This is a genomic window from Bradyrhizobium tropiciagri (assembly GCF_001189845.1).
Classification (GTDB): Bacteria; Pseudomonadota; Alphaproteobacteria; order Rhizobiales; family Xanthobacteraceae; genus Bradyrhizobium; species Bradyrhizobium tropiciagri.
On the sequence record NZ_LFLZ01000007.1, the window covers coordinates 85810 to 107648 of the forward strand.

A 21839-nucleotide genomic window follows, 5' to 3' on the forward strand; every position below is an offset into this window, starting at 1 on the left:
AGCCATTCGAGACTCTCCAAAGGTCTTGCGATGCAATATCGTATATTTCACATAGTCATGTAAAATATGAAATGGCTAACACGTGTCGAAACTTGTTGGCGAGCCGGGAAACGGTCCGGCCGGCGCCTGATGGTCGATTGTCGGAGGGATTTGTGGATCAGCGCCGGCTGCACGCGCCGGCGGTCGCGCGGACTACTTCCGCTTCGGCTTCACGGCGCAGCCGTAGAGCACCATGGCGCACATCTGGCGATAACGGGCCGAGAAGTCGTCGCGCGCGATCGGCGGCAGTGCCTGGTTGACGGCGCGGGCGCCGTCGGCCAGCGCCTGTGCGATCTGCTCCGGCGTGAACTCGCCGTTCAGCTTCAGCAGCCGTGCGGCCTGCAAGGCGATCACCAGTTTTTCCAGATCAGCCTGGAACGAGACGGCGGATTTGATCATCAGATCGCGGCAGCGCTTGAACGCCTCGGCATTGAGCTCGACGGTGTGCGGCGAACTGGTGAGGCGGCGCCGCGTCTCGCCGTAGCGGACGTCGAGAATCGTCGCGAAGATATCCAGCGCGCCGCCGCCCTTTGCCCGCACCGATCGGCCGGCCTCCAGCGCGAGCGCGACGTCCTCGACATGGCGATGCGCAATGACGGCGCGAAACGCTTCTTCCTTGTTGCTGAAGTAGTAGTACAGCGCGCGCTGCGTGAAACCGCAGGCCTTGGCCAGTCCGACCATCGACAGCCCGCTATAGCCGTAGTCGAGAAAAGCCTGATTGACCTGCGTCAGCAGGTCGGGTCCAGGCTTGATCATCTTCTTCGACATCAGGTGTCCGGGGACGACGAGGAACGGCGCGCGACGCCGGGAATCCCGATTACGGGCATCAACGCGCTTTAGCAACCCGCAAGAGCCCGGTGCGCCTGCCGTCCGGGTGGACGCTCAGGCCAGGCGGGCCCGGTAGTCGCCCGGCGTCATCGATTCTGAAGCATTGAAGAGGCGGTAGAACGTCGCGAGGCTCTCGAAGCCGCAGGCAAAGGCGACCTCGGCGATGGTCTGCCCGGGCTGCTCGCGGAGCAGGCGGCGGCTTTGTGCGAGCCGAAGCGCGGTGACGGTCTCCGAGAAGCTCTTCTCCGTCTCCTCGAACAGGATGTGCAGGTGACGGACCGAGATGCCGAGCAGGCCGGCAATCAGGGTGGGTGTCAGCGCAGCATTGGGCAGATGCCGCCGGATAAGACGGCGGGCCAGCGACAGATGGGCAGTTCGCAGCGCCTGCTGCGCGAGCCGGCTCTTGGGCCGCATGACACCGCGCTCGATCAGCGCGATATGGGCCAGCGCCTGCACCATCGGGGCCGGGTCCGCCGCCATGGCGCCGTTGCCTTCGACGAGGTCGCGGAAGCAGGATTCCAGCAGCGGCTGCAGCGCGGCCTCATCCTGCACGGGGCTGGGGACGAGCTCGCCGAGCTCGGCGCCCCGCGGGACGATGTCGGTCACCGGGATCTTGATGATGCGCAAATGGAAGCCGTCGTCGTGCAGCGGGACGGTGCGATAGGGCAGGTCCGAATAGCTGGTCGCGAACATGCCGTCGCGCACCGCGAATTCATCGAGCCGCGCGCCGCCGAACCAGCCGCCGCCGCCGAGCTGCTGGTAGATGCACAGGCTGTCGCTGCGTGCGTCGGCGATGTCGCCCGCGCCCCGCTCGACGCGGTAGGGCGAGGCCCGCAGCTCGACCAGGCCGGCATCACCGAGCTTGCGCAGCGAGAATTCGCCGAAGAAGTTGCGGCGGTGCTCGGGTTCGAGTTCCGCGGTGACGCCGAACAACCCCTTGGCGCGCACCTCGCGCCAATAGTCGAAGCGATCCCGGGGATCGACCTGCTCAGTGGACCATGTGTACACGGAAAAGCGCCTGGAAAACCCTTGGGGACCTGCGGAGAGCTCGCGCCGGAGTGAGGAGCCCGAATCTATCACGCGGGCCGTAAAAAGAAACTTGACCTAGGACGGACGGGACGCCCCATGGTCGCTACGGAATGGCCCGCATGACGGCCATCCGCCGCAGGCCTTGAACCGGCCAAACGGCTGATCCGACTACTAAAGCGCGAAGAGATCAGTTTGGATCGTCATCGCGCTTTAGGTCTTTGTTTGAGCATGATCTTTTCGGAAAACCGCTTCGCACTTTTCCGGCTCATGCTCTAGGCGGCGGTCGCACGCGCGGCGCAGGCGGGAATTGGGATGAAGAGCTGGCTTTCGAGACTTTCGGCGACCCTGTTGGCGGTCGCATTCGTCGCATCCGCGGCGCCCGCCCAGGCCGAAAAGCGCGTCGCGCTGGTGATCGGCAACAATGACTACAGGAATGTGCCCAAGCTGCAGAAGGCGGTCAACGACGCCCGCACCATGGGCGACACGCTGAAGCAGCTCGGTTTCAACGTCATGGTGGCCGAGAATTTGAACCGGCAGGCGTTCTCCGAGACGCTGCTCGCCTTCGACCGCGCCGTGGAACCTGGCGATACCGCGTTCTTCTTCTACGCCGGTCACGGCTTCGAGATCGCGGGCCAGAACTTCCTGCTGCCGACCGACGTACCGGCGGCGACCGAAGGGCAGGAGGAGCTGGTGCGCGACGCCTCGGTTCTCGCCGACCGCATCATCGAACGGTTGCAGAACAAGAAGGCGCGCACCTCGATCCTGGTGTTCGATGCCTGCCGCAACAATCCGTTCGAGCGGGCCGGCACGCGCGCCGTTGCCGGCGGTGGTGGCCTCGCGCCGATGACGCAGCTGCCCGAAGGCGTGTTCTCGGTGTTTTCGGCGGGGCCGCGCCAGACCGCGCTCGACCGGTTGTCGAACGACGATGCCAATCCCAATTCGGTGTTCACACGAACCTTTGCCAAGGAGTTGCTGCAGCCCGGCGAGAACCTCGTGCAGGTCGCCCAGCGCACGCGGCGCCTGGTCAGCGAGATGGCCGAGACCGTGAAGCACAAGCAGATCCCGGTCTATTTCGACCAGATGGTCGATGACGTCTTCCTGAACGGGGCCGCGAAGGCGCAGGCCGAGGCGGCCAAGCCGTCCGCTCCGCCGCAGCAGGTGGCCGCGTTGCCGCCGGTCTCGGTGCCGAAGCTGCCGAAGGAGGATACCGTCAACGCGCCGATCGCGAGCTTCTCGCGGCACAATGGCGGCTGGACCGTCGTGTTCTCGATCGCCGATCCGACGCTCGGCATTTCCTGGCGGATCGGCGATAGCGGCGACTTCCGCGAAACCGGCTTCATGGACACGCTCGATCCGCGCACACGCAAGCGGATGCCCAATCCATCGATCGAGCTGCCGGCGGATGCGCCGGCCGCCACGATCGAGCTGCGCTATGTCGACACCCAGGGCGAGATGCAGGGACCGTTCCCGATCAAGTTCGATCCCGACGCCGCGCTGATCCGCGACCAGCGCAAGATCCTCGACATGACTGCGACGAGCTGGCTGTCGTTCCGCGAGTTCAACGGGCTGCTGGTCTACTACACCCACCTGATGTCGTATCGCTGCGCGATCCGCGAGGTGCGGATCGGCATCGACAGTGCGGTGCCGGACAAGGTGCTGAAGATGCCGCCCTGCAATTCGCGCGATCCCAGCGCGATCCCGTCCGATGCGCAGCCCTATCTGAAGCTTGCGCCGCAGACCAAATCGGTCTCGGTGGAGCTGACCTATCGCGACGGCAGCGTGTCGGAAATCAAGACCTTCCGGCGATAGCTTGCATCCTTGTCGTCCGCCCCGCGTTACAAGGGGAGCGGCGAGACAACCGTAAGGACGGCGTCATGGATGCGGGCAATCCGGCAGGATCGAACACACGTCAGATGAAGGTGCGCTGCTGCGTGGTCGGCGGCGGGCCGGCCGGCATGATGCTCGGCTATCTGCTCGGACGCGCCGGCATCGACGTCGTGGTGCTGGAGAAGCACGCCGACTTCTTCCGCGACTTTCGCGGCGACACCGTGCATCCCTCGACCCTGCAGGTGATGGACGAACTCGGTCTGATCGACGGCTTCCTGAAGCTGCCGCACCAGGACATCCAGAAGCTCGACGGCATGTTCGGCCGCACCTCGGTGCGGATCGCCGACCTCAGCCGTCTCAGCGTCAAATATCCTTTCATCGCGATGATGCCGCAGTGGGACTTTCTCAATTTCCTGCGCGAGAGCGGCAGGCGTTTCCCCTCGCTGAAGGTGCTGATGAATGCAGAGGCGACCGACCTGATCCGGCGCGGCGACGCAGTTGCCGGCGTCCGCGTGAACACGCCTGATGGTCCCGTCGAGATCGAGGCGGATCTTGTGATCGGCTGCGACGGCCGCCATTCGATCGTGCGCGAGCGCGCCGGTCTCAAGGTCGAGGAGATCGGCGCGCCGATGGATGTCTTGTGGTTTCGCGTCGGGCGGCGTCCGGACGAGACCGAGAATTTGTTCGCCCGCATCGACAACGGCAAGATGATGGTGACGTTCGATCGCGGCGACTATTGGCAATGCGCCTATGTGATCGCCAAGGGACAATACGAGGCCGTGAAGGCGCGGGGATTGCCGGCGCTGCTCGACGACGTGCTGCGGCTAGCGCCGATCCTCAAGGCCGGCATCGCCGATGTGAAGAGCTTCGACGACGTCAAGCTGCTCACGGTCGCGATCAACCGGCTGACGCGCTGGACCCTTCCGGGCCTGCTCTGCATCGGCGACGCGGCGCACGCGATGTCGCCGATCGGCGGCGTCGGCGTCAACCTCGCGGTGCAGGATGCGGTCGCGACCGCCAACATCCTGGCGGCAAAGCTCGCGCAAGGCTGTCCGTCGGAGGACGAGCTCGATGCGGTGCGGCGTCGCCGCGAATTTCCTGTACGGGTCACGCAGCGCATGCAGGTGATCGCACAGGACAACCTCATCAGCACCGCGCTGAAGGGGGGCGATCAACCGGTACCGTTCGCGTTGCGGTTGATCACGGCGATGCCCTGGCTGCAGGGGCTGACGGCGCGTCTCGTCGCGGTTGGGGTGCGGCCGGAGCACGTGCACTCGCCGGCCGCGAGCTGACGCGCGGTCGCGCGTGTGGAAGGAATTTATCAAGGATAACAGCCGCTTAATTTCGCTGTTGGAAGTTGCGCGGTTGCAACAGAGGGACATGATTCGAAACCGGCGGACACGGATTCTGCGCTGCCGGTTCCCGCGGTTTTCTTTTGGTAAGGGTCTCTCTGGGAAAGCTGGTGCCCATCGGACAACCTGGGGGTGCCACCGTGTTTCGTGCCAAATTCATTGCCGTGTTGACTGCAACCACCACGCTCGGCCTCAGTGCCGCCGCGGCCGCCGATCTCGCTGCGCGTCCCTACACCAAGGCGCCGGCCTATGTCGAAACGCTCTACAACTGGTCCGGCTTCTATGTCGGCGGCCATCTCGGCGGCGCCTGGACCAACGAGCAGTGGGTCAGCAGCGCGAACACGACGGTGTTCGGCGATCTCGCGCCTGGCCAGGGCTTTCGGCAGCGCGGCTCGGGCTTCATGGGCGGCGGCCAGATCGGCTACAACTGGCAGGCCAACAACTTCGTGTTCGGTGTCGAGGGCACGATCTCCGGGCTCGACAATTCCGGCCGCGTCACCAACACGGTGTTCGGCGTCGGCCGCGACGATCAATTCAGCTGGCGCTCGAATGCGATGGCGACGATCGTCGGCCGTGCCGGCTACGCGATCCAGAACAATCTGCTCTATTTCAAGGGCGGCTATGCCGGCGTGAACAACCGCCTGTCCGTCGTCGACAACGTTCCGCCGTCGACCGGCTCCGGCAGCCAGACCCATTGGGCCAGCGGCTGGACCATCGGTGCAGGCTGGGAATACGGCATCACCCGCAATTGGACCATCGGCGTCGAATACAATTACGCAGCGTTCGAGCGTCAGACCTATCAGCTCGCCGGCACCGCGGCGGGCACCTATACGTTCGACGCCAAGCCGCGCGATATCCAGTGGGCGGTGGTGCGCGTGAACTACAAGTTCGACGCGCCGGTCATCGCGCGCTACTGAACCAAGACTGAGGCGAACAGGATGCAGGAGCCCCGGCGGTTGCCGGGGCTCCTGTGTTTCGGGCGTGTATCTTTCAGGCCATGACCGAATAGCCGCCGTCGACGGGGATCGCGGTGCCGGTGACGAAATCCGACGCCGGCGATGCCAGGAAAACGGCGATGCCGGCGAAGTCGTCGATGGCTCCCCAGCGCGCCGCCGGCGTGCGCGCGAGCACACGTTCGTGCAGCCCGGCAACCTGCTGGCGCGCGCCCTTGGTCAGATCGGTGTCGATCCAGCCGGGAAGAATGGCGTTGACCTGGATGTTGTCGGCCGCCCAGGCGTTGGCGCAGGCGCGGGTGTACTGCACGATGCCGCCCTTGCTCGCGGCATAGGCCGCAGCGAAGCTCGCGCCGAAGATCGACATCATCGAGCCGATATTGATGATCTTGCCGTGGCCCGATGCCTTGAGCGCAGGGTAGGCCGCCTTCGAGCACAGGAAGGCGCTGGTGAGGTTGGTGTCGATCACCTTGCTCCACTCGTCGAGCTCGAGCTCGTGCGGCGGCTTGCGGATGCTCATGCCGGCGTTGTTGACGAGGATGTCGATCCGGCCGAGCTCATCATTGACCCGCTTGACCATGGCCGCGACGGCGGCCTTGTCGGTCACGTCGGTGGCCACCGCGATCGCCTTGACGCCGCGCTTAACCAGATCCTCGACGGCGGCCTTCGATTTCGTCTCGTTGCGGCCGACCACGGCGACCGCCGCGCCGGCATCCGCCAGGCCGCGCGCCATCCCGAGCCCGATGCCGCCATTGCCGCCGGTGACGATCGCGACCCGGCCCGAGAGATCAAACTGTCCGTTTCTCATTGTTGTTGTCCGCTGTGGTTTGAATCTGGTCGCGAGAGTGCCTGATCGTCGGAACGCTGACCAGATCGGGAGCGGCCGGTCGGCCCTGCGCCAAGGACGTGCGAAGGCCAAGGACGTGCGGAGAACGTGAGCGCGCGCGGTTGTTCCCGAAGTCGTCAGGACAACAAAAAAGCCCCGGACAATGCCGGGGCTTTTCGTCTGCTAGATCAGCAGGGATCAGTAAGTAGCTCAGTACTTGGCAACAACCGGACCGGTCCAGTTGAAGCGATAGACCAGCGAGGTGCTGATGGTCTGGACGAACGGCTTGAAGGTGATGTCGCGGCCGTTCGAGATGTTGGTGACGTCGGCGAGTTCCGAGATGTTCTTGTTGTCGTAGTAGGCAGCGCGGTACTCGGTCTTCATGAACCAACCCGGCGCGGTGATGCCGAAGATGTTCAGGTTGTTCTCGACGCCGCCGCCGACGAACCAGCCGCTGCGGTCGAAGCCGTTGGTGTGACCACCGACCGGAAGAGCGGTCGCGGTGTTGAACAGGGTGGTGCCCTTCCAGTGCGAGCTGGAGTAACCGGCGTTGACGTAGGACAGAACGTTCGGAGCGACCAGGTAGCCGAGGCGCGCACCGGCGGCCCAGCTGTAGTCGTTCTTGATGTTGCCGGCGATGCCGAGGCCCTGATCCTGGATGGTGCCCTTCAGGCTGCCGAACTGACCGTCGGCGAACACGCCGATGACCCAGCTGTTGGCGGTCTGCCAGTCGTAACCGGCACCGACGGTGCCGAACCAGCCGTCGCCGCCCTGGCGCTGGTTGAAGCCGAGGATCGGCGCGCCCGTGACGGTCGACTGGACGCCGGTGTCAGCGTCCCAGACGCCGCCGCCGCCGCCGCCGAAGATGTAGAAGCCGGTCCAGCTCGGCGCCACTGCGATCGGGGCCGGAGCCTTGGTGTAGGGGCGGGCAGCCAGATCGGCGGCCGATGCGGAACCCGTCATCGCAGCAACCGCGGTCAGAGCGAGCAAAATCTTCTTCATATCCAAATCCTCGACTAGCGTTCGATCGGGTCGCTGACGGGGGTGCGCTGGCACCGATTCCCGAAACTCATGTTGGGGACTATACGTGGTTCCGCCGGAAATGCTGTTGCGGGTGAGACACAACCGCTCGAAAACGAAACCAACGGTGCTCTCCGGAAAGGCGAATGAAAACGGCCGCCCCGAGCTCGAGGCGGCCGGAAAATCGTTTTTAATCAGTTGGTTGGGGCCTAAACGTCGAGCAGATCGTCGCTGGCGAATTCGGCCTTGTCGGAGATGAAGGCAAAGCGGGCTTCCGCCTTGGTTCCCATCAGCCGCTCGACCGAGTCGGCGGTGCCTTCGCGATCGTCGGCCAGCAGCACCACGCGCAGCAGTGTGCGCTTGGCCGGATCCATCGTGGTCTCCTTGAGCTGCGCCGGCATCATTTCGCCGAGGCCTTTGAAGCGATTCACCTCGACCTTGGCGTTGGCGTTGAACTCGCTCTTGAGCAGCTCTTCCTTGTGCGCGTCGTCACGGGCGTAGATCGACTTGGTGCCGTGCTTGAGTTTGTAGAGCGGGGGCACCGCCAGGTAGAGATGCCCCTCGTCGATCAGCCGCGGCATCTGCCGGTAGAAGAAGGTGATCAACAGCGATGCGATATGCGCGCCGTCGACGTCGGCGTCGGTCATGATGATGATGCGCTGATAGCGCAGATCCTCTTCGCGATAGTGCGCGAGCGTGCCGCAGCCGATCGCCTGCACCAGATCGGAGAGCTGCGCGTTGGCGGTCAGCTTGTCCTTGCCGGCGGATGCGACGTTGAGAATCTTGCCGCGCAGCGGCAGCACGGCCTGGGTCTTGCGATCGCGCGCCTGCTTGGCGCTGCCGCCGGCCGAGTCACCTTCGACGATGAAGAGTTCGGAGCCTTCGGTGCCGGCATCGGAGCAATCGGCGAGCTTGCCGGGAAGACGCAACTTCTTGCCGGCGGTCTTGCGCGCGGTTTCCTTTTCCTGGCGGCGGCGCAGCCGTTCCTCGGCGCGATCGATCACGAAGTCGAGCAGCCGGTTGGCCTGGTTGGGATTGCCGGACAGCCAGTGGTCGAACGGATCCTTCATCGCCTGTTCGACGATGCGCTGCGCTTCGGCCGTGGCGAGGCGGTCTTTCGTTTGACCCTGGAATTCAGGCTCGCGCACGAACACCGAGAGCATGACGGCCGCACCAACCATCACGTCTTCCGAGGTGATGGCGGCTGCGCGTTTGCCTTGGCCGGCGCGTTCGGCGTGATCCTTCAGGCCGCGCAGCAGCGCGCTGCGCAGGCCGGATTCATGCGTGCCGCCGTCGGGCGTCGGCACCGTGTTGGTGTAGGACGACAGGAAGCCGTCGGCATCGGCCGTCCACGCCACCGCCCATTCGCACGCGCCATGCGCGCCGCTGCGGCCGGACTTGCCGGAGAAGATATCCTGATGCACCAGCGTGTCGGCATGGATCGCCGCGGCGAGATAATCCTTCAAGCCGCCGGGGAAGTGGAATTTGGCTTCGGCCGGGACGTCCTCGACGCCCTTCAGCAGTTCCTGATCGCAGTGCCAGCGAATCTCGACGCCGCCGAACAGATACGCCTTCGAGCGCGTCATCTTGAACAGGCGTTGCGGCTTGAACGCCGCCTTGGCGCCGAAAATGTCGGTATCAGGCTTGAAGCGGATCCGCGTGCCGCGGCGGTTGTTGACCTTGCCGAGGTCTTCGAGCTTGCCCTTGGGATGGCCGCGCTCGAAGGTCATGCGATGCAGTTGCCCGCTGCGCGCGACCTCGACCTCGAGCCGCGAGGAAAGGGCGTTGACCACGGAGACGCCGACGCCGTGCAGGCCGCCCGAGGTCTCGTAGACCTTGGAGTCGAACTTGCCGCCCGAGTGCAGCGTGCACATGATGACTTCGAGTGCCGACTTCTTTGGGAATTTCGGATGCGGGTCGACCGGAATGCCGCGGCCATTGTCGGTCACGGTCAGGAAGCCGTCGGCGGTCAGCTCGACGTCGATGAAGGTGGCGTGACCGGCCAGCGCCTCGTCCATGCAGTTGTCGATCACCTCGGCGAACAGGTGGTGCAGCGCCTTCTCGTCGGTGCCGCCGATATACATGCCGGGCCGCCGCCGGACCGGTTCCAGCCCCTCCAGGACCTCGATGTCAGCCGCGGTATAGCCGGCTTCGGCGCCTCCTGCGGGCCGGGATGCGGCCTTCGCAGGGGCGCGTGCCTTCGGTTCCGAGGCTCCGAACAGATCGTCAGCAGATTTGCTTTTGGCGTTCGACTTCAATGATTTGGCCATGTTTCTTCAAGTGGCGCGCCAGTCCTGGCGCGGCGAATCGGTTGCTCTGACTATGCCACGGATGGGCTGCCAATGGGGACGGCCGCGCCCTGGGGCCCAGCCGTCCCTGTAGATAGCGCCTGCGATTACGCCTGCGAGGTGCGGAATACAACGACCGTGAACAGGGCCATGGCGACAACCACGATAAGCGATCCCATGATCGGTGCCGCCTCGAACGCGGGACCCTTCAACAGCACGGCGGCCACGCCGGCCGGAAACAGCACGCCGCCGACGATATGCAGCCAGCCCTGGATTTTGGCCAGCAACATGCTGCCGGCTGCTGGCACCAGCCGGCAGTAGAGGCCGAACAGGAACAGCAGCACGCCGCCAACGAGATTGAGATGCGCGTGCGCCGGCCCCAACGTGAAGTCGTGCTGGATACCCATGGCGATGCCCGCGAGCATTCCGAACAGCAAGACGAGAACGCTCACGCACATCATCAATGACCCGATCATCCCGTGATTCCTTTTTTGTAAGGGAGATGCCAGCCAGCCTGGACCGCAGGGGCCTTGCCGGAGATCACGTTTGATCCCCGCCTTTGTGACTTGATGTCACGCAATGGGCTGGCTTACCTGTTCTTAGGCTGCGTGCCGTTAGAAAGGTTCATTCGAGGTCCAACGGAGCGGAAGGCACACGACGAGATGGAAGACTTTGCGCGGGCCCTGGCCGAATTCGTCCGCCATCACCAGGCCTGGGCCGCTCCGATCGTCATGTTGCTGGCGTTCGCTGAATCACTCGCCTTCATCTCATTGCTGGTGCCTGCCTGGGGCGCGCTGGTTGCGATCGGCGCGTTGATCGGCGTCAGCGGGATCAATTTCTGGCCGATCTGGATCGCCGGCGGCATTGGCGCTGCGCTCGGCGACTGGGTCTCCTACTGGTTCGGCTATCGCTACAAGGAGCAGGTCGCGCAGATGTGGCCGCTGTCGCGCTATCCGGAGATCCTGCCGCGCGGCGAGGCCTTCGTGAAGACCTGGGGCGTGCCCAGCATCTTCATCGGCCGCTTCTTCGGCCCGCTGCGCGCCTCGGTGCCGCTTGCGGCCGGCATTTTCGAGATGTCGTACTGGCAATTCCAGATCGCTAATTTCGTCTCCGCGCTGGTCTGGTCGGCGGCGCTGCTGTTGTTCGGCGACGTCATCGGCCAGGTCGTCGAGTGGATGTGGCGGGTGGTGTAGCGAGAGCCGGAATAAGCCTGCGGTGCAGGGGATTAGGCGGGTGAGGGCAGACCATGCGCGGCCGTCATCGCGCGCGCATCGAAACGCTGATACAACCTCGCTCACCAAGCACGGATTATCGGGCGCCGCTTCACTGGGAAGGACAACACATGGAATTGACACGACGTCACGCTCTTGCCGGCGCCGCTGGCATCGCCGCCGCACCGTTGTTGCCGGCGCTCCAGGCCAATGCCGCTTCGCCCGCGGCCGACAAGCAGGCGCCGAGCTTCTATCGCTACAAGGTCGGAGACATCATGGTCACCGCGGTGTCCGACGGCAAGACCGTCTTCAAGCTGGAAGACTCCTTCATTCCGAATGCGAAGCGGGACGATGTCAACGCGGCGCTGGACAAGGCGTTCATGCCGCGCGACATGGTGACGATCTGGTACGCGCCGCTGGTGCTCAATACCGGCGGCAAGTTGGTCGTGATCGACACCGGCAATGGCGCGCTGGCCAAGGCCAGCTCCAAGGGCGCCAACGGTCTGTTCGCCGACAATTTGGTCGCCGCCGGATTCGATCCCAAGAATGTCGACATGGTCGTGATCTCGCACTTCCACGGCGATCACGTGAACGGCCTGCTGACGGCCGAAGGCACGCCGGCATTCCCGAACGCCGAAGTGCTGGTGCCGGCGACCGAATGGAAGTTCTGGATGGACGATGGCGAAATGAGCCGTGCGCCCGCCGGCCGCATGCAGGGCCTGTTCAAGAACAACCGCAACATCTTCGAGGCTGCCCTCAAGAAGAAGGTCACGCCCTATGAATGGGGCAAGGAGATCGCGCCGGGCCTCACCTCGGTCGAGACCGTCGGCCATACGCCGGGCCATACCTCCTACGTGCTGGCCTCGGGCTCGGAGAAGGTCTTCATCCAGTCCGACGTCACCAACAATCCGCATCTGTTCGCGACCAATCCCGGCTGGCACGCGTTCTTCGACCAGGACGCCGACGTCGCCGAGAAGACCCGCCGCCGCGTCTACGACATGATCGTCGCGGAGCGGCTCCAGGTGCAGGGCTTCCACTATCCGTTCCCGGGCCTCGGCAATGTGGTGAAGGACGGCAGCGGCTACCGTGTCGTGCCGGCGCCGTGGAATCCGGTGATCTGACGGTTTTCCTTGACGCAAAAGGAGCGCGGCCTTATAGCCGCGCCCATGATCAACGCCGCGACCATCATCATCGCCCGCCGCCGCCGCATTCTTGCGGTATGGGCGGTCGCTCGCGTTTAAGACCATCGCCTCTGCCGCCGGACCTGATCCCGCGGCGCTCTCCTCAAAAAGACACGCGGTTTCGATCTGGCGGCTCCTTCGTCAAGCAGGAGTGTTCGATCATGTATACGCCGCAGCCTTTCAAGCCAGACCGCGCCGCAAGCCTCGCCTTCGCGGAGGCGCGCGGCTTTGGCCTTGCCTGTGCGTGGGACGGCGGCAAGCCGATCGCGTCCGCGCTGCCGTTCTATCTGACCTATGCCGACGACGGCACGCCGCGGGCGCTGTTTCATGTTGCCCGTCACAATCCGCTGGTAAAGCTGGCGGGCGGAGCCCCCTGGCTGCTGGCCGTCACCGGCGCCGACGCTTATGTTTCGCCGGACTGGTACGTGTCACCCGATCAGGTGCCGACCTGGCTCTATCAGGCGGTGCATCTAACCGGGCCGGTGCGGACCCTGTCGGGTGAGGAACTCGCGGTTCAAATCGATGTGCTGACGGGCAAGTTCGAGGACTGGCTGTTGCCGAAAAGACCGTGGACGTCAGCCAAGATGACGGCCGCGCGGTTGGAAGCAATGAAGCAGGCCATCGTGGGCCTCCAGATGACGGTGGAAGAGGTGGAGGGCAGCTTCAAGCTGAATCAGCACAAGTCCGAGACCGACTTTGCGGCGGTCGGTAACGCGCTCGCTTTGCAGGCCGAAGCTGGTGCCCGGCAGATCGCCGCTTTGATGCGCGAGGTGCGCCCGGAGGCTTTCGCAACGACACAAACCGAAATGACGACGCTTCAAGGGGGCGTGTGATGACGAAGAAGAAAATCGGCATCTTGGGCGCGTCCGGCTACACCGGCGCCGACGCGGTGCGTCTGCTGGCGCGGCACCCGAATGCCGATATCACAGCGCTTACCGCCAACACCCATGCCGGCAAGACGATGAGCGAAGTGTTTCCTCACTTCTTTATGCTCGACCTGCCAAAACTCGTGGAATGGGAAAAGGTCGACTGGACGCGGCTCGATGCCGTGTTCTGCGGACTGCCGCACGGGACGACGCAGGAGATCATCGCTGCGGTGCTCAAGGCCAATCCCGGAATCAAGATCCTCGATATGTCCGCGGATTTCCGGCTCCGCGACAAGGACAGCTACGCGCAGTGGTACGGCCATGAGCACCGGGCGTTCGAATTGCAGGGCGAGGCCGTCTATGGGCTGACCGAACTCTACCGGGAGCAGATCACGGCCGCGCGACTGGTGGCCTGCCCCGGCTGCTATCCGACCGCAGTGCTGCTGGCACTTGTTCCGCTGGCGAAGGCAAAGCTGATCGACGTCGACGATATCATCATCGACGCAAAGTCGGGCGTCACAGGCGCCGGACGCGGACTGAAGCAGAACACGCTGTTCAGCGAGGCCGGCGAAGGGTTGTCGCCCTATTCGATCGGAAGCCATCGACACTCGGCGGAGATCGAGCAGGAGATCGGCGTAGCCGCGGGCTCGGCCGTGACCGTGAACTTCACCCCGCATCTCATTCCGATGGCGCGTGGTGAGTTCTGCACATCCTATGTCAAGCTCAACGGGGCTACGCCGGACGATTTGCGCGCCGAGCTGGAAAGGGCTTACGCCAACGAGCCGTTCGTATATGTGACGAAGAAGGGCGTGCTGCCACAGACGCAGAACGTGCGCGGTTCGAATTACGTTCAGATCGGCGTCGTTGCCGACCGGATCAAGAACCGCGCCATTGTGCTCTCGACGCTCGACAATCTTGTGAAGGGTTCGGCCGGACAGGCGATCCAGAACATGAACCTGATGTTCGGCTTGCCCGAAACCACCGGACTGGAGCAGATCGCACTGTTTCCATAGTGGGGGTGTTTGTCGTGAACGAGAATATGCTCGATCCAACGATAATTGCCCATCCTCGGATTGGCGGCGCAGCGCGGCCAGATGTGTTAGCAAACGAAACGAACGAGCTCGAAAGGAACGTGCCATGACCCTCACCGACACCCACCAGCCGAAAACCAAGAGCGGTGCGACCAAGGCCGTGTTCGTCGATGGCGCGTCCGGCACCACCGGTCTCGGCATCCAGGAGCGGCTGCATTCCATCGGCGACGTCGCGGTCAAGCACATCGCCGAGGACAAGCGGAAGGACGCCGGCGCCAAGCGCGCGCTGATGGAGGAGGTGGATCTCGTGATCCTCTGCCTGCCTGATGAGGCCGCCAAGGAGACCGTCGCGCTGATCGACACGATGGGCAATTCAGCACCGAAGGTGCTCGACGCATCGACCGCCTATCGGGTCGCGCCCGACTGGGCCTATGGCTTCGCCGAGCTCGCGCCCGACCAGGCCGACAAGATCCGTACCGCGCCGAAGGTCTCCAACCCGGGCTGCTATCCGACCGGCGCGATCGCGCTGCTGCGGCCGATCGTCGATGCCGGGCTGCTGCCCGCCGATTATCCCGTCACCATCAACGCGGTGAGCGGCTATTCGGGCGGCGGCAAGTCGATGATCTCAAGCTTCGAGGACGGCTCGGCGCCGGCCTTCCACCTCTACGGCCTCGGCTTCGAGCACAAGCACGTGCCGGAGATGCAGCTCTACTCGCATCTGACGCGGCGGCCGCTGTTCATTCCGTCGGTCGGCAACTTCCGGCAAGGCATGCTGGTGTCGGTGCCACTGCAGCTCGACGCGCTGCCGGGCAAGCCTGATGGAGCCGATCTGCAGGCGGTGCTGGCGAAGTGGTACGCCGGCAGCAAATACGTCTCGGCGATGCCGCTGCAGAACGAGGCGGCCGCGGCCGGGAAGATCGAACCGGAAGCGCTCAACGAGACCAACCAGCTCGAGCTCTATGTGTTCGCCAGCGACAAGCATCGCCAGGCGGTACTGGTCGCCCGGCTCGACAATCTGGGCAAGGGCGCCTCGGGTGCCGCCGTGCAGAACATGCGGCTGATGCTCGGGCTCTCCGACATCTGACGGCACGCATCGTGGACGACGCCACGCTGCAATTCTACCGGCACAATGCCGAGGCCTATGCCGGGTGGGCGAAAGCACCGTCCACTCGGTTGATCGGCTTTCTCAAGCTGTTGCCGCCGGGCGGCGCGATCCTCGAGCTCGGCTGCGGCGCCGGCAATCATGCCGCCGTCATGCTCGCGGAAGGCTTTGTGCTGCGCGCGACCGATGACTCGCCGGAGATGGCTCAGGTCGCTTCGCGCCGCATCAACCATCCCGTCGAGGCGATGCTGTTCGATGAGCTAAGGGATCGCGAGGCCTATGACGGCGTCTGGGCGAGCGCCTGCTTGCTGCACGTGCCGCGCGACGAACTCGCGGGCATCCTCGGCCGCATCCATCGCGCGCTGAAACCGGGCGGCGTCTTCTACGCGAGCTACAAGATCGGCCATGGCGATGGCCGCGACAGCATCGGCCGCTACTACAATTATCCGGAGGCCGATTGGCTGGCGGCGACCTACGCAGCGTCAGGGGCATGGACGCAGGTCTCGTCCGACACCAGCGAGATCAAGAGCTTTGACGAAGCGCCCGCGACGATGCTGCATATCGTCGTGCGCAAGGACGAGGAATAGCGCCGGCGCGGCCGTCACCGGCCGGCGCGAATCCGTTGCTCAGACGATCTTGAAGATCGCGAGTGCCAGCACCGCCTGGGCGAGGAAGCCGACCGTGAAGGCCAGGGTGCGGAACACCGGCAGGCCGAGCGTGTAGACGATCAGGTGGGCGACGCGGGCCCAGAAATAGACGGCGCAGGCGAGCACGGTCCATTTGGTGGAGTAGTCGGCGGCGTTGAGGATCAGGACCAGCGGCGCGAAGATCACGAGATTCTCCACCGCGTTGTCATGCGCGAACATCAGCCGGTTGGCCCATTCGGCATGCGGCTTGTCGCCGCGCGAGGGATTGCCCATGGCGCCGGAGAGGCCGCGTACCTGGCAGCGGTTGATGATGTAGGGGATCCACAACAGCCCGGTCAGGATCACCGTCAGCGACAGCCAGAACAGTTCGCGCGTCATCGTCTCCCCCTCACGTCAATTCGATTCCCGACCGCCGGGATCGTCCGTTTATAGCTGAGCGGAAGAGTTGGCGCTACGCGCGGACGCGGACATAGCTGCCCGGAGCATCCTCGAGCACCTGCGCCCCATTCGAGCCCACGATGCGCGCCGGCACCGTCTCCGGATCATGGCCCTCCAGCCAGCTGCGCCAGTCGGGCCACCACGATCCCTTGTGCTCCTCGGCGCCCTTCAGCCAATCGGCGAGCTTGATGTCCTTAATGTTGTCGTTGGTCCAGTATTGATACTTCTTCGACGCAGGCGGATTGACCACGCCGGCGATATGGCCGGAGCCGGCCAGCACATACTTCACCGGTCCGCCGAAGAACTGCGAACCGTACAGCACCGATTCCGCCGGAGCGATGTGATCCTCGCGTGCGGCGAGGTTGTAGACCGGTACCTTCACCTTCGACAGATCGAGCAGCGTGTTGTCGAGCACCATGGTGCCGGTCGAGAGCCGGTTCTCCAGATAGCAGTTGCGCAGATAGTAGGAGTGGTTCGACGACGGCATCCGCGTCGCATCCGAATTCCAGTGCAGCAGGTCGAACGAGGAGGGCGGCTGGCCCTTCAGATAATTGTTCACGACATACGACCAGATCAGGTCGTTGGAGCGCAGCATGTTGAAGGCCATCGCCATCTTGCTGCCTTCGAGCACGCCGGATTCCTGCATGTCGCGTTCCAGCGCCGAGATCTGGTCCTCGTCGACGAACACCAGCAGGTCGCCGGCGTGGGTGAAGTCGACCTGCGCGGCAAAGAACGTCGCCGACGTCACGCGCTGGCGGCGCTTCTCGGCGAGATAGGCGAGCGTCGAGGCGAGCATGGTGCCGCCGACGCAATAGCCGGCGGTGTGCACCTTCATCTCGCCGGTGACCTTCTCGATCACGTCCATCGCCGTGAGCGGGCCTTCGGTCATGTAGTCGGCCCAGGTCTTCTTGCCGAGCTCCTTGTCCGGATTGACCCAGGAGATCACGAACACCGTGATGCCCTGGTCGACGCACCATTTGATGTAGGATTTCTCAGGGCGCAGATCGAGGATGTAGAACTTGTTGATCCATGGCGGCACGATCAGGAGCGGCGTGCGCAGCACGTTCTCCGTTGCCGGCGAATACTGGATGAGCTGCATCAGCTCGTTCTGGTAGATCACCTTGCCCGGCGTCGTCGCCATGTTGACGCCGACCTCGAGATTGCTCGAATCGGACTGGCGGATCTTCAGCGTGCCGTGGCCGGCCTCGATATCCTCGGCGAGCATCTTCATGCCGCGCACCAGATTGTCGCCGTTGGTCTCGACCGTGGCGCGCAGCACTTCCGGATTGGTCAAGACGAAGTTCGACGGCGCCAGCGCGTTGGTGATCTGCTGGACGTAGAATTCGGCCTTCTTGCGGGTGTGCGGGTCGATGCCGTCGGCGTCGTTCACCAGCTGCTGCGCCCATTTCGAGGTCAGCAGATAAAGCTGGAGGATGAAGTCGAAGAACTGATTCGACTTCCACTCCGGATCCTGGAAGCGCTTGTCGCGCGCGGCCGGCGCGATCGCGGGCTTGGCATCGGCTTCGCCGGCCATGCGGCGCACGGCCGAGCCCCAGAGATCGAGGTAATCCTTGCCGAGCTGCATTTGCAGCGAGGAGGCGCGCTCCTTGTCGGACAGCCAGTATTCGGCGATCACGCTGAAGGTCTTGATGACCTCACCAAGCTCGTTCGGCGGATTGTCGCGGACTTCTCCGGTCTGGCGCGGCTTGAGATAGGCTGCCAGCGCCTGGCCGCTGCTCTCCATCGCCCGCGCGATGTTCATGGCGAAGGCTTCGGCGTTGAATTTCGGGGTGGCTTGGGTGTCGGTGCTGACGTTGCTCATCTGAAGGACAATATCGCGTCGTTTGGGGGGCGTCATCGCGCGGTGCGGCAACGAAAATCAGTGAAAATCCGATGTTTCGCTGTGTTGCGGTGCGACAAAAAATCTTTGTTCCGTCATATTGAAGCCTCAGGGGTCGCTTTTGTTGTTCACGCTTTAAGCGTTTCGGGCGACAATGGTTTGAAACGACTAAAGCTGGGATTAACGCAGCGGAGACGCTGCAAGGCTCGTACCAGTGCGACCCGTGTCGGCAACCGTGCGACGTGCGCGCTAGCTTGTTGGGGACAATTCGGCGCATGCCGATCGATATGAAGAACAGGGGGCTCGCGGCCGCGGTGCTGCTCGCGTCATTGCTGGCGCTGGGCGGGTGCTCGAGCACGATCGCCGATATGGCAATGCCGGCCGACGCGCCGGCGCGTCAAAAGGATGCCAACGGCTACCTCCCGGTCCATGACCTGCCGCCCGACCGCGCCGATCCGACGATCAAGCCGGCGGATCAGGCCAAGATCGAGCAGGAGCTGATCGCCGCGCGCGCGCGCCAGGCCTCGACGGCGGCCCAGGCCGGCAAGTGAGGCCGCAGCGAGCGGCCGATCAGCGCTGGCGCCGCCCGGTGTCCGTGCTAAAAGAAATCCAATTCAACCGCAGATCCGGCCGCAGCCCCCAGATCGTGCCCCTGAATTTGCTCTAAGTCATTGACTTGGTGTGATTTCTGGAAGAGGCCGTTAAGGCTTCCGTAAACCCAGCAAAGGGGGCGATTCTGGCATCGCGGTTGTCGGAGCAAGGGTCCCATGGAAGATTTTTACCGCATTCGCCGTCTGCCGCCTTACGTGTTTGAAAAGGTCAACCAGGCCAAGGCGACCGCGCGCAACGCCGGGGCCGATATCATCGACATGGGCATGGGCAATCCGGACCTGCCGACCCCGCCGCACGTCATCGAGAAGCTCAAGGAGACGCTGGGCAAGCCGCGGACCGACCGCTACTCGGCCTCCCGCGGCATCAATGGCCTGCGCAAGGCGCAGGCCGCCTATTACGCGCGCCGCTTCGGCGTCAAGCTCAACCCCGATACCCAGGTCGTTGCGACACTCGGCTCGAAGGAGGGGTTTGCCAACGTGGCGCAGGCGATCACCGCGCCCGGCGACGTCGTGCTGTGCCCGAACCCGAGCTACCCGATCCATGCATTCGGCTTCCTGATGGCAGGCGGCGTGATCCGCTCGGTGCCCTCGGAGCCGACGCCGCAATTCTTCGAGGCGGTCGAGCGGGCGATCGTCCATTCGATCCCGAAGCCGATCGCGCTGATCGTCTGCTATCCGTCGAACCCGACCGCCTATGTCGCCGACCTCGACTTCTACAAGGATCTCGTCGCATTCGCGAAGAAACACGACATCTTCATCCTGTCCGATCTTGCCTACGCAGAAGTCTATTTCGACGAGGACAAGCCGCCGCCGTCGGTGCTGCAGGTGCCCGGCGCGATCGACGTCACCGTCGAATTCACCTCGATGTCGAAGACGTTCTCGATGGCCGGCTGGCGCATGGGCTTTGCGGTCGGCAATGAGCGCATCATCGCAGCGCTGGCGCGAGTCAAATCCTATCTCGATTACGGCGCCTTCACGCCGGTCCAGGTGGCGGCGACCGCGGCGTTGAACGGTCCCGACGACTGTATCCGCGAGATGCGCGACACCTACCGCAAGCGGCGCGATGCGCTGGTTGAGTCATTTGGCCGCGCCGGCTGGGACATTCCGCCGCCGCAGGCCTCGATGTTCGCCTGGGCGCCGCTGCCCAAGGAGTTCGAGGCGGTCGGCAGCATGCAGTTCGCAACCCTGATGGTGGAGAATCCGGCGTCGTGGTGTCGCCGGGCGTCGCATTCGGCGAGCACGGCGAGGGCTATGTCCGCATCGCATGGTGGAGAACGAGCAGCGCATCCGGCAGGCCGCGCGCGGCGTGCGCCGCTTCCTTGAAAGCGGCATCGAAACGTTGCACAACGTCGTTCCTCTCGCCAACCGACGCTAATCCTTCCAGGTTGCTTAATCTCCAGGTCCCTTAAATCCATGGTCGCACCCCTGAACGTGGGCATAGCGGGGCTCGGCACCGTCGGTGCCGATGTCGTCCGCCTCATCGAAACGCAAGGACGGGCGCTGGCCGAGCGCAGCGGCCGGTCCGTTCGCGTCGTCGCCGTCACGGCGCGCTCGAAAGCCAAGAAGCGCGGCCTCGACCTGCGCGACATCGCCTGGGCGAAGAGTCCCGAGGCGCTGGCCGAAGATCCCAACATCGACTGCTTTGTCGAACTGATGGGCGGCGCCGGCGATCCCGCGCTGTCCGCGATCGAGACCGCACTGAAGGCGGGCAAGTCGGTCGTCACCGCCAACAAGGCGCTGATCGCCAAGCATGGACTGCGTCTTGCCGCAGCCGCCGAGAAGCACGGCGGCGCGCTGAATTTCGAGGCGGCGGTCGGCGCGGCGATCCCGGTCATCAAGACGCTGCGCGAGGGTCTCGCCGGCACCAGCGTCAACCGCGTCTATGGTATCTTGAACGGCACCTGCAATTACATCCTGACCCGGATGGAGCAGGAGGGGTTGTCGTTCGAGGAATGCCTGAAGGACGCCCAGCGCCTCGGCTATGCCGAAGCCAATCCGTCGTTCGACGTCGATGGTCACGACACCGCGCAGAAGCTTGCGATCCTGGCGAGCCTCGCCTTCGGAACCAAGGTCGCGGAAAGCGCTGTCTATGTCGAAGGCATCTCCTCGATCACGCCGGAAGACCTCAAGGCGGCTGCGGAACTCGGCTACCGGGTCAAGCTGCTCGGCGTTGCGTGCGCACGGCAAAGGGCATTGAGCAGCGCGTGCACCCGACCATGGTGCCGAAATCATCCTCGATCGCGCAGGTGATGGGTGTCACCAATGCGGTCGCGATCGACGGCGAGGGCATTCCGCCGATCACACTGGTGGGCCCGGGCGCCGGCGGCGGCGCGACCGCCTCGGCCGTGGTCGCCGACATCGCCGACGTCGCGCGTGGCATCCGCGCCAAGCCGTTCGGCCGCCCGGTGGAGCGGTTGCGCGACACCACCAAGGCGCCGATGGAACGCCATGAGGGCGGCTATTATATCCGCCTGATGGCGCGCGATCTTGCAGGCACTGCCGCAACAATCGCCACCCGGCTGGCGGAACAGAAGATATCTCTGGAATCCATCGTGCAGCGGCATCCGGATGGCGTCGATGTGAACGGTGCGGCCAAAAAACCTTCACCGGTTCCGGTCATTCTGATTACCTATGCGACCAGCGAGGATGCGGTGCATCGTGCGCTGGCCGCAGTGCAGCGCGATAAGGTCATCAGCGGCAGGCCGCAGGTGATCCGGATCGAGAAAAACTAACGCATGGCCTGAACGGGT

18 protein-coding genes and 2 pseudogenes are annotated in these 21839 nt (G+C 64.2%); 12 read left to right on the forward strand and 8 right to left on the reverse strand.

The window, feature by feature from the left end; genetic code table 11:
* Positions 1–192: 192 nt before the first annotated feature.
* A complete protein-coding gene (locus AKN84_RS08285; RefSeq protein WP_050420257.1) occupies positions 193–807 on the reverse strand; it encodes a TetR/AcrR family transcriptional regulator in 615 nt (204 codons plus the stop codon).
* Positions 808–921: 114 nt separating this feature from the next.
* Positions 922–1875: a helix-turn-helix transcriptional regulator gene (locus AKN84_RS08290; protein WP_050420258.1), complete on the reverse strand. Its 954-nt coding sequence runs from the start codon at positions 1873–1875 to the stop codon at positions 922–924.
* 333 nt (positions 1876–2208) lie between these two features.
* On the opposite strand from AKN84_RS08290, the gene AKN84_RS08295 reads away from it, so the two are divergent.
* The 3 genes from AKN84_RS08295 to AKN84_RS08305 all read left to right on the forward strand — a co-directional run bounded on the left by AKN84_RS08295 (position 2209) and on the right by AKN84_RS08305 (position 5992).
* Positions 2209–3705 carry a caspase family protein gene (locus AKN84_RS08295; protein WP_050420259.1) on the forward strand — a complete coding sequence of 499 codons (1497 nt, stop codon included), beginning with the start codon at positions 2209–2211 and terminating at the stop codon, positions 3703–3705.
* A 65-nt stretch (positions 3706–3770) separates the two neighbouring features.
* Positions 3771–5015: an FAD-dependent oxidoreductase gene (locus tag AKN84_RS08300; RefSeq protein ID WP_193399635.1), complete on the forward strand. Its 1245-nt coding sequence runs from the start codon at positions 3771–3773 to the stop codon at positions 5013–5015.
* Positions 5016–5215: 200 nt separating this feature from the next.
* Complete coding sequence (locus AKN84_RS08305) at positions 5216–5992, forward strand: outer membrane protein (RefSeq protein ID WP_050420260.1); 777 nt, start codon at positions 5216–5218, stop codon at positions 5990–5992.
* A 73-nt stretch (positions 5993–6065) separates the two neighbouring features.
* Here the strand turns inward: AKN84_RS08305 and AKN84_RS08310 are convergent, their stop codons facing one another.
* The 4 genes from AKN84_RS08310 to AKN84_RS08325 form a co-directional block, all read right to left on the reverse strand.
* The gene (locus AKN84_RS08310; protein WP_050420261.1) at positions 6066–6836 is read right to left on the reverse strand and encodes a glucose 1-dehydrogenase; all 771 of its coding nucleotides are present in this window, start codon (positions 6834–6836) and stop codon (positions 6066–6068) included.
* A 228-nt stretch (positions 6837–7064) separates the two neighbouring features.
* Positions 7065–7856: an outer membrane protein gene (locus tag AKN84_RS08315; protein ID WP_050420262.1), complete on the reverse strand. Its 792-nt coding sequence runs from the start codon at positions 7854–7856 to the stop codon at positions 7065–7067.
* 227 nt (positions 7857–8083) lie between these two features.
* Positions 8084–10144, reverse strand: a complete 2061-nt coding sequence (parE, locus tag AKN84_RS08320; RefSeq protein ID WP_050420263.1) for a DNA topoisomerase IV subunit B — start codon at positions 10142–10144, stop codon at positions 8084–8086.
* 125 nt (positions 10145–10269) lie between these two features.
* Positions 10270–10620: a hypothetical protein gene (locus tag AKN84_RS08325; RefSeq protein WP_244484992.1), complete on the reverse strand. Its 351-nt coding sequence runs from the start codon at positions 10618–10620 to the stop codon at positions 10270–10272.
* Positions 10621–10824: 204 nt separating this feature from the next.
* On the opposite strand from AKN84_RS08325, the gene AKN84_RS08330 reads away from it, so the two are divergent.
* From AKN84_RS08330 to AKN84_RS08355, 6 genes are all read left to right on the forward strand, one after another.
* On the forward strand, positions 10825–11355 hold the full coding sequence (locus AKN84_RS08330; protein WP_050420265.1) for a DedA family protein: 531 nt from the start codon (positions 10825–10827) through the stop codon (positions 11353–11355).
* 149 nt (positions 11356–11504) lie between these two features.
* On the forward strand, positions 11505–12494 hold the full coding sequence (locus AKN84_RS08335; RefSeq protein ID WP_050420266.1) for an MBL fold metallo-hydrolase: 990 nt from the start codon (positions 11505–11507) through the stop codon (positions 12492–12494).
* Positions 12495–12715: 221 nt separating this feature from the next.
* Positions 12716–13387 (forward strand): FMN-binding negative transcriptional regulator, encoded by a 672-nt coding sequence (locus AKN84_RS08340; protein WP_050420267.1) that lies wholly within the window; start codon positions 12716–12718, stop codon positions 13385–13387.
* Positions 13387–14433 (forward strand): N-acetyl-gamma-glutamyl-phosphate reductase, encoded by a 1047-nt coding sequence (argC, locus tag AKN84_RS08345; RefSeq protein WP_050420268.1) that lies wholly within the window; start codon positions 13387–13389, stop codon positions 14431–14433. Before AKN84_RS08340 ends, argC (AKN84_RS08345) begins: the two co-directional genes overlap by 1 nt.
* Positions 14434–14557: 124 nt before the next feature.
* Complete coding sequence (gene argC, locus AKN84_RS08350; protein ID WP_050420269.1) at positions 14558–15535, forward strand: N-acetyl-gamma-glutamyl-phosphate reductase; 978 nt, start codon at positions 14558–14560, stop codon at positions 15533–15535.
* 11 nt (positions 15536–15546) lie between these two features.
* Positions 15547–16140, forward strand: a complete 594-nt coding sequence (locus tag AKN84_RS08355; RefSeq protein WP_050420270.1) for a class I SAM-dependent methyltransferase — start codon at positions 15547–15549, stop codon at positions 16138–16140.
* Positions 16141–16179: 39 nt separating this feature from the next.
* Here AKN84_RS08355 and AKN84_RS08360 read toward each other — a convergent pair whose 3' ends face one another.
* Positions 16180–16578, reverse strand: coding sequence for an MAPEG family protein (locus AKN84_RS08360; protein ID WP_050420271.1), 399 nt, complete (start codon positions 16576–16578; stop codon positions 16180–16182).
* A gap of 73 nt (positions 16579–16651) precedes the next feature.
* Positions 16652–18460: a PHA/PHB synthase family protein gene (locus AKN84_RS08365; RefSeq protein WP_050420272.1), complete on the reverse strand. Its 1809-nt coding sequence runs from the start codon at positions 18458–18460 to the stop codon at positions 16652–16654.
* A gap of 293 nt (positions 18461–18753) precedes the next feature.
* Here AKN84_RS08365 and AKN84_RS08370 point away from each other — a divergent pair, with 293 nt between their 5' ends.
* From AKN84_RS08370 to AKN84_RS08380, 3 genes and pseudogenes are all read left to right on the forward strand, one after another.
* The gene (locus tag AKN84_RS08370) at positions 18754–19029 is read left to right on the forward strand and encodes a hypothetical protein (protein WP_050420273.1); all 276 of its coding nucleotides are present in this window, start codon (positions 18754–18756) and stop codon (positions 19027–19029) included.
* A 216-nt stretch (positions 19030–19245) separates the two neighbouring features.
* Positions 19246–20464: pseudogene (locus AKN84_RS08375) on the forward strand (LL-diaminopimelate aminotransferase).
* A 38-nt stretch (positions 20465–20502) separates the two neighbouring features.
* A pseudogene (locus AKN84_RS08380) lies at positions 20503–21821 on the forward strand (homoserine dehydrogenase).
* Positions 21822–21839: the final 18 nt, after the last annotated feature.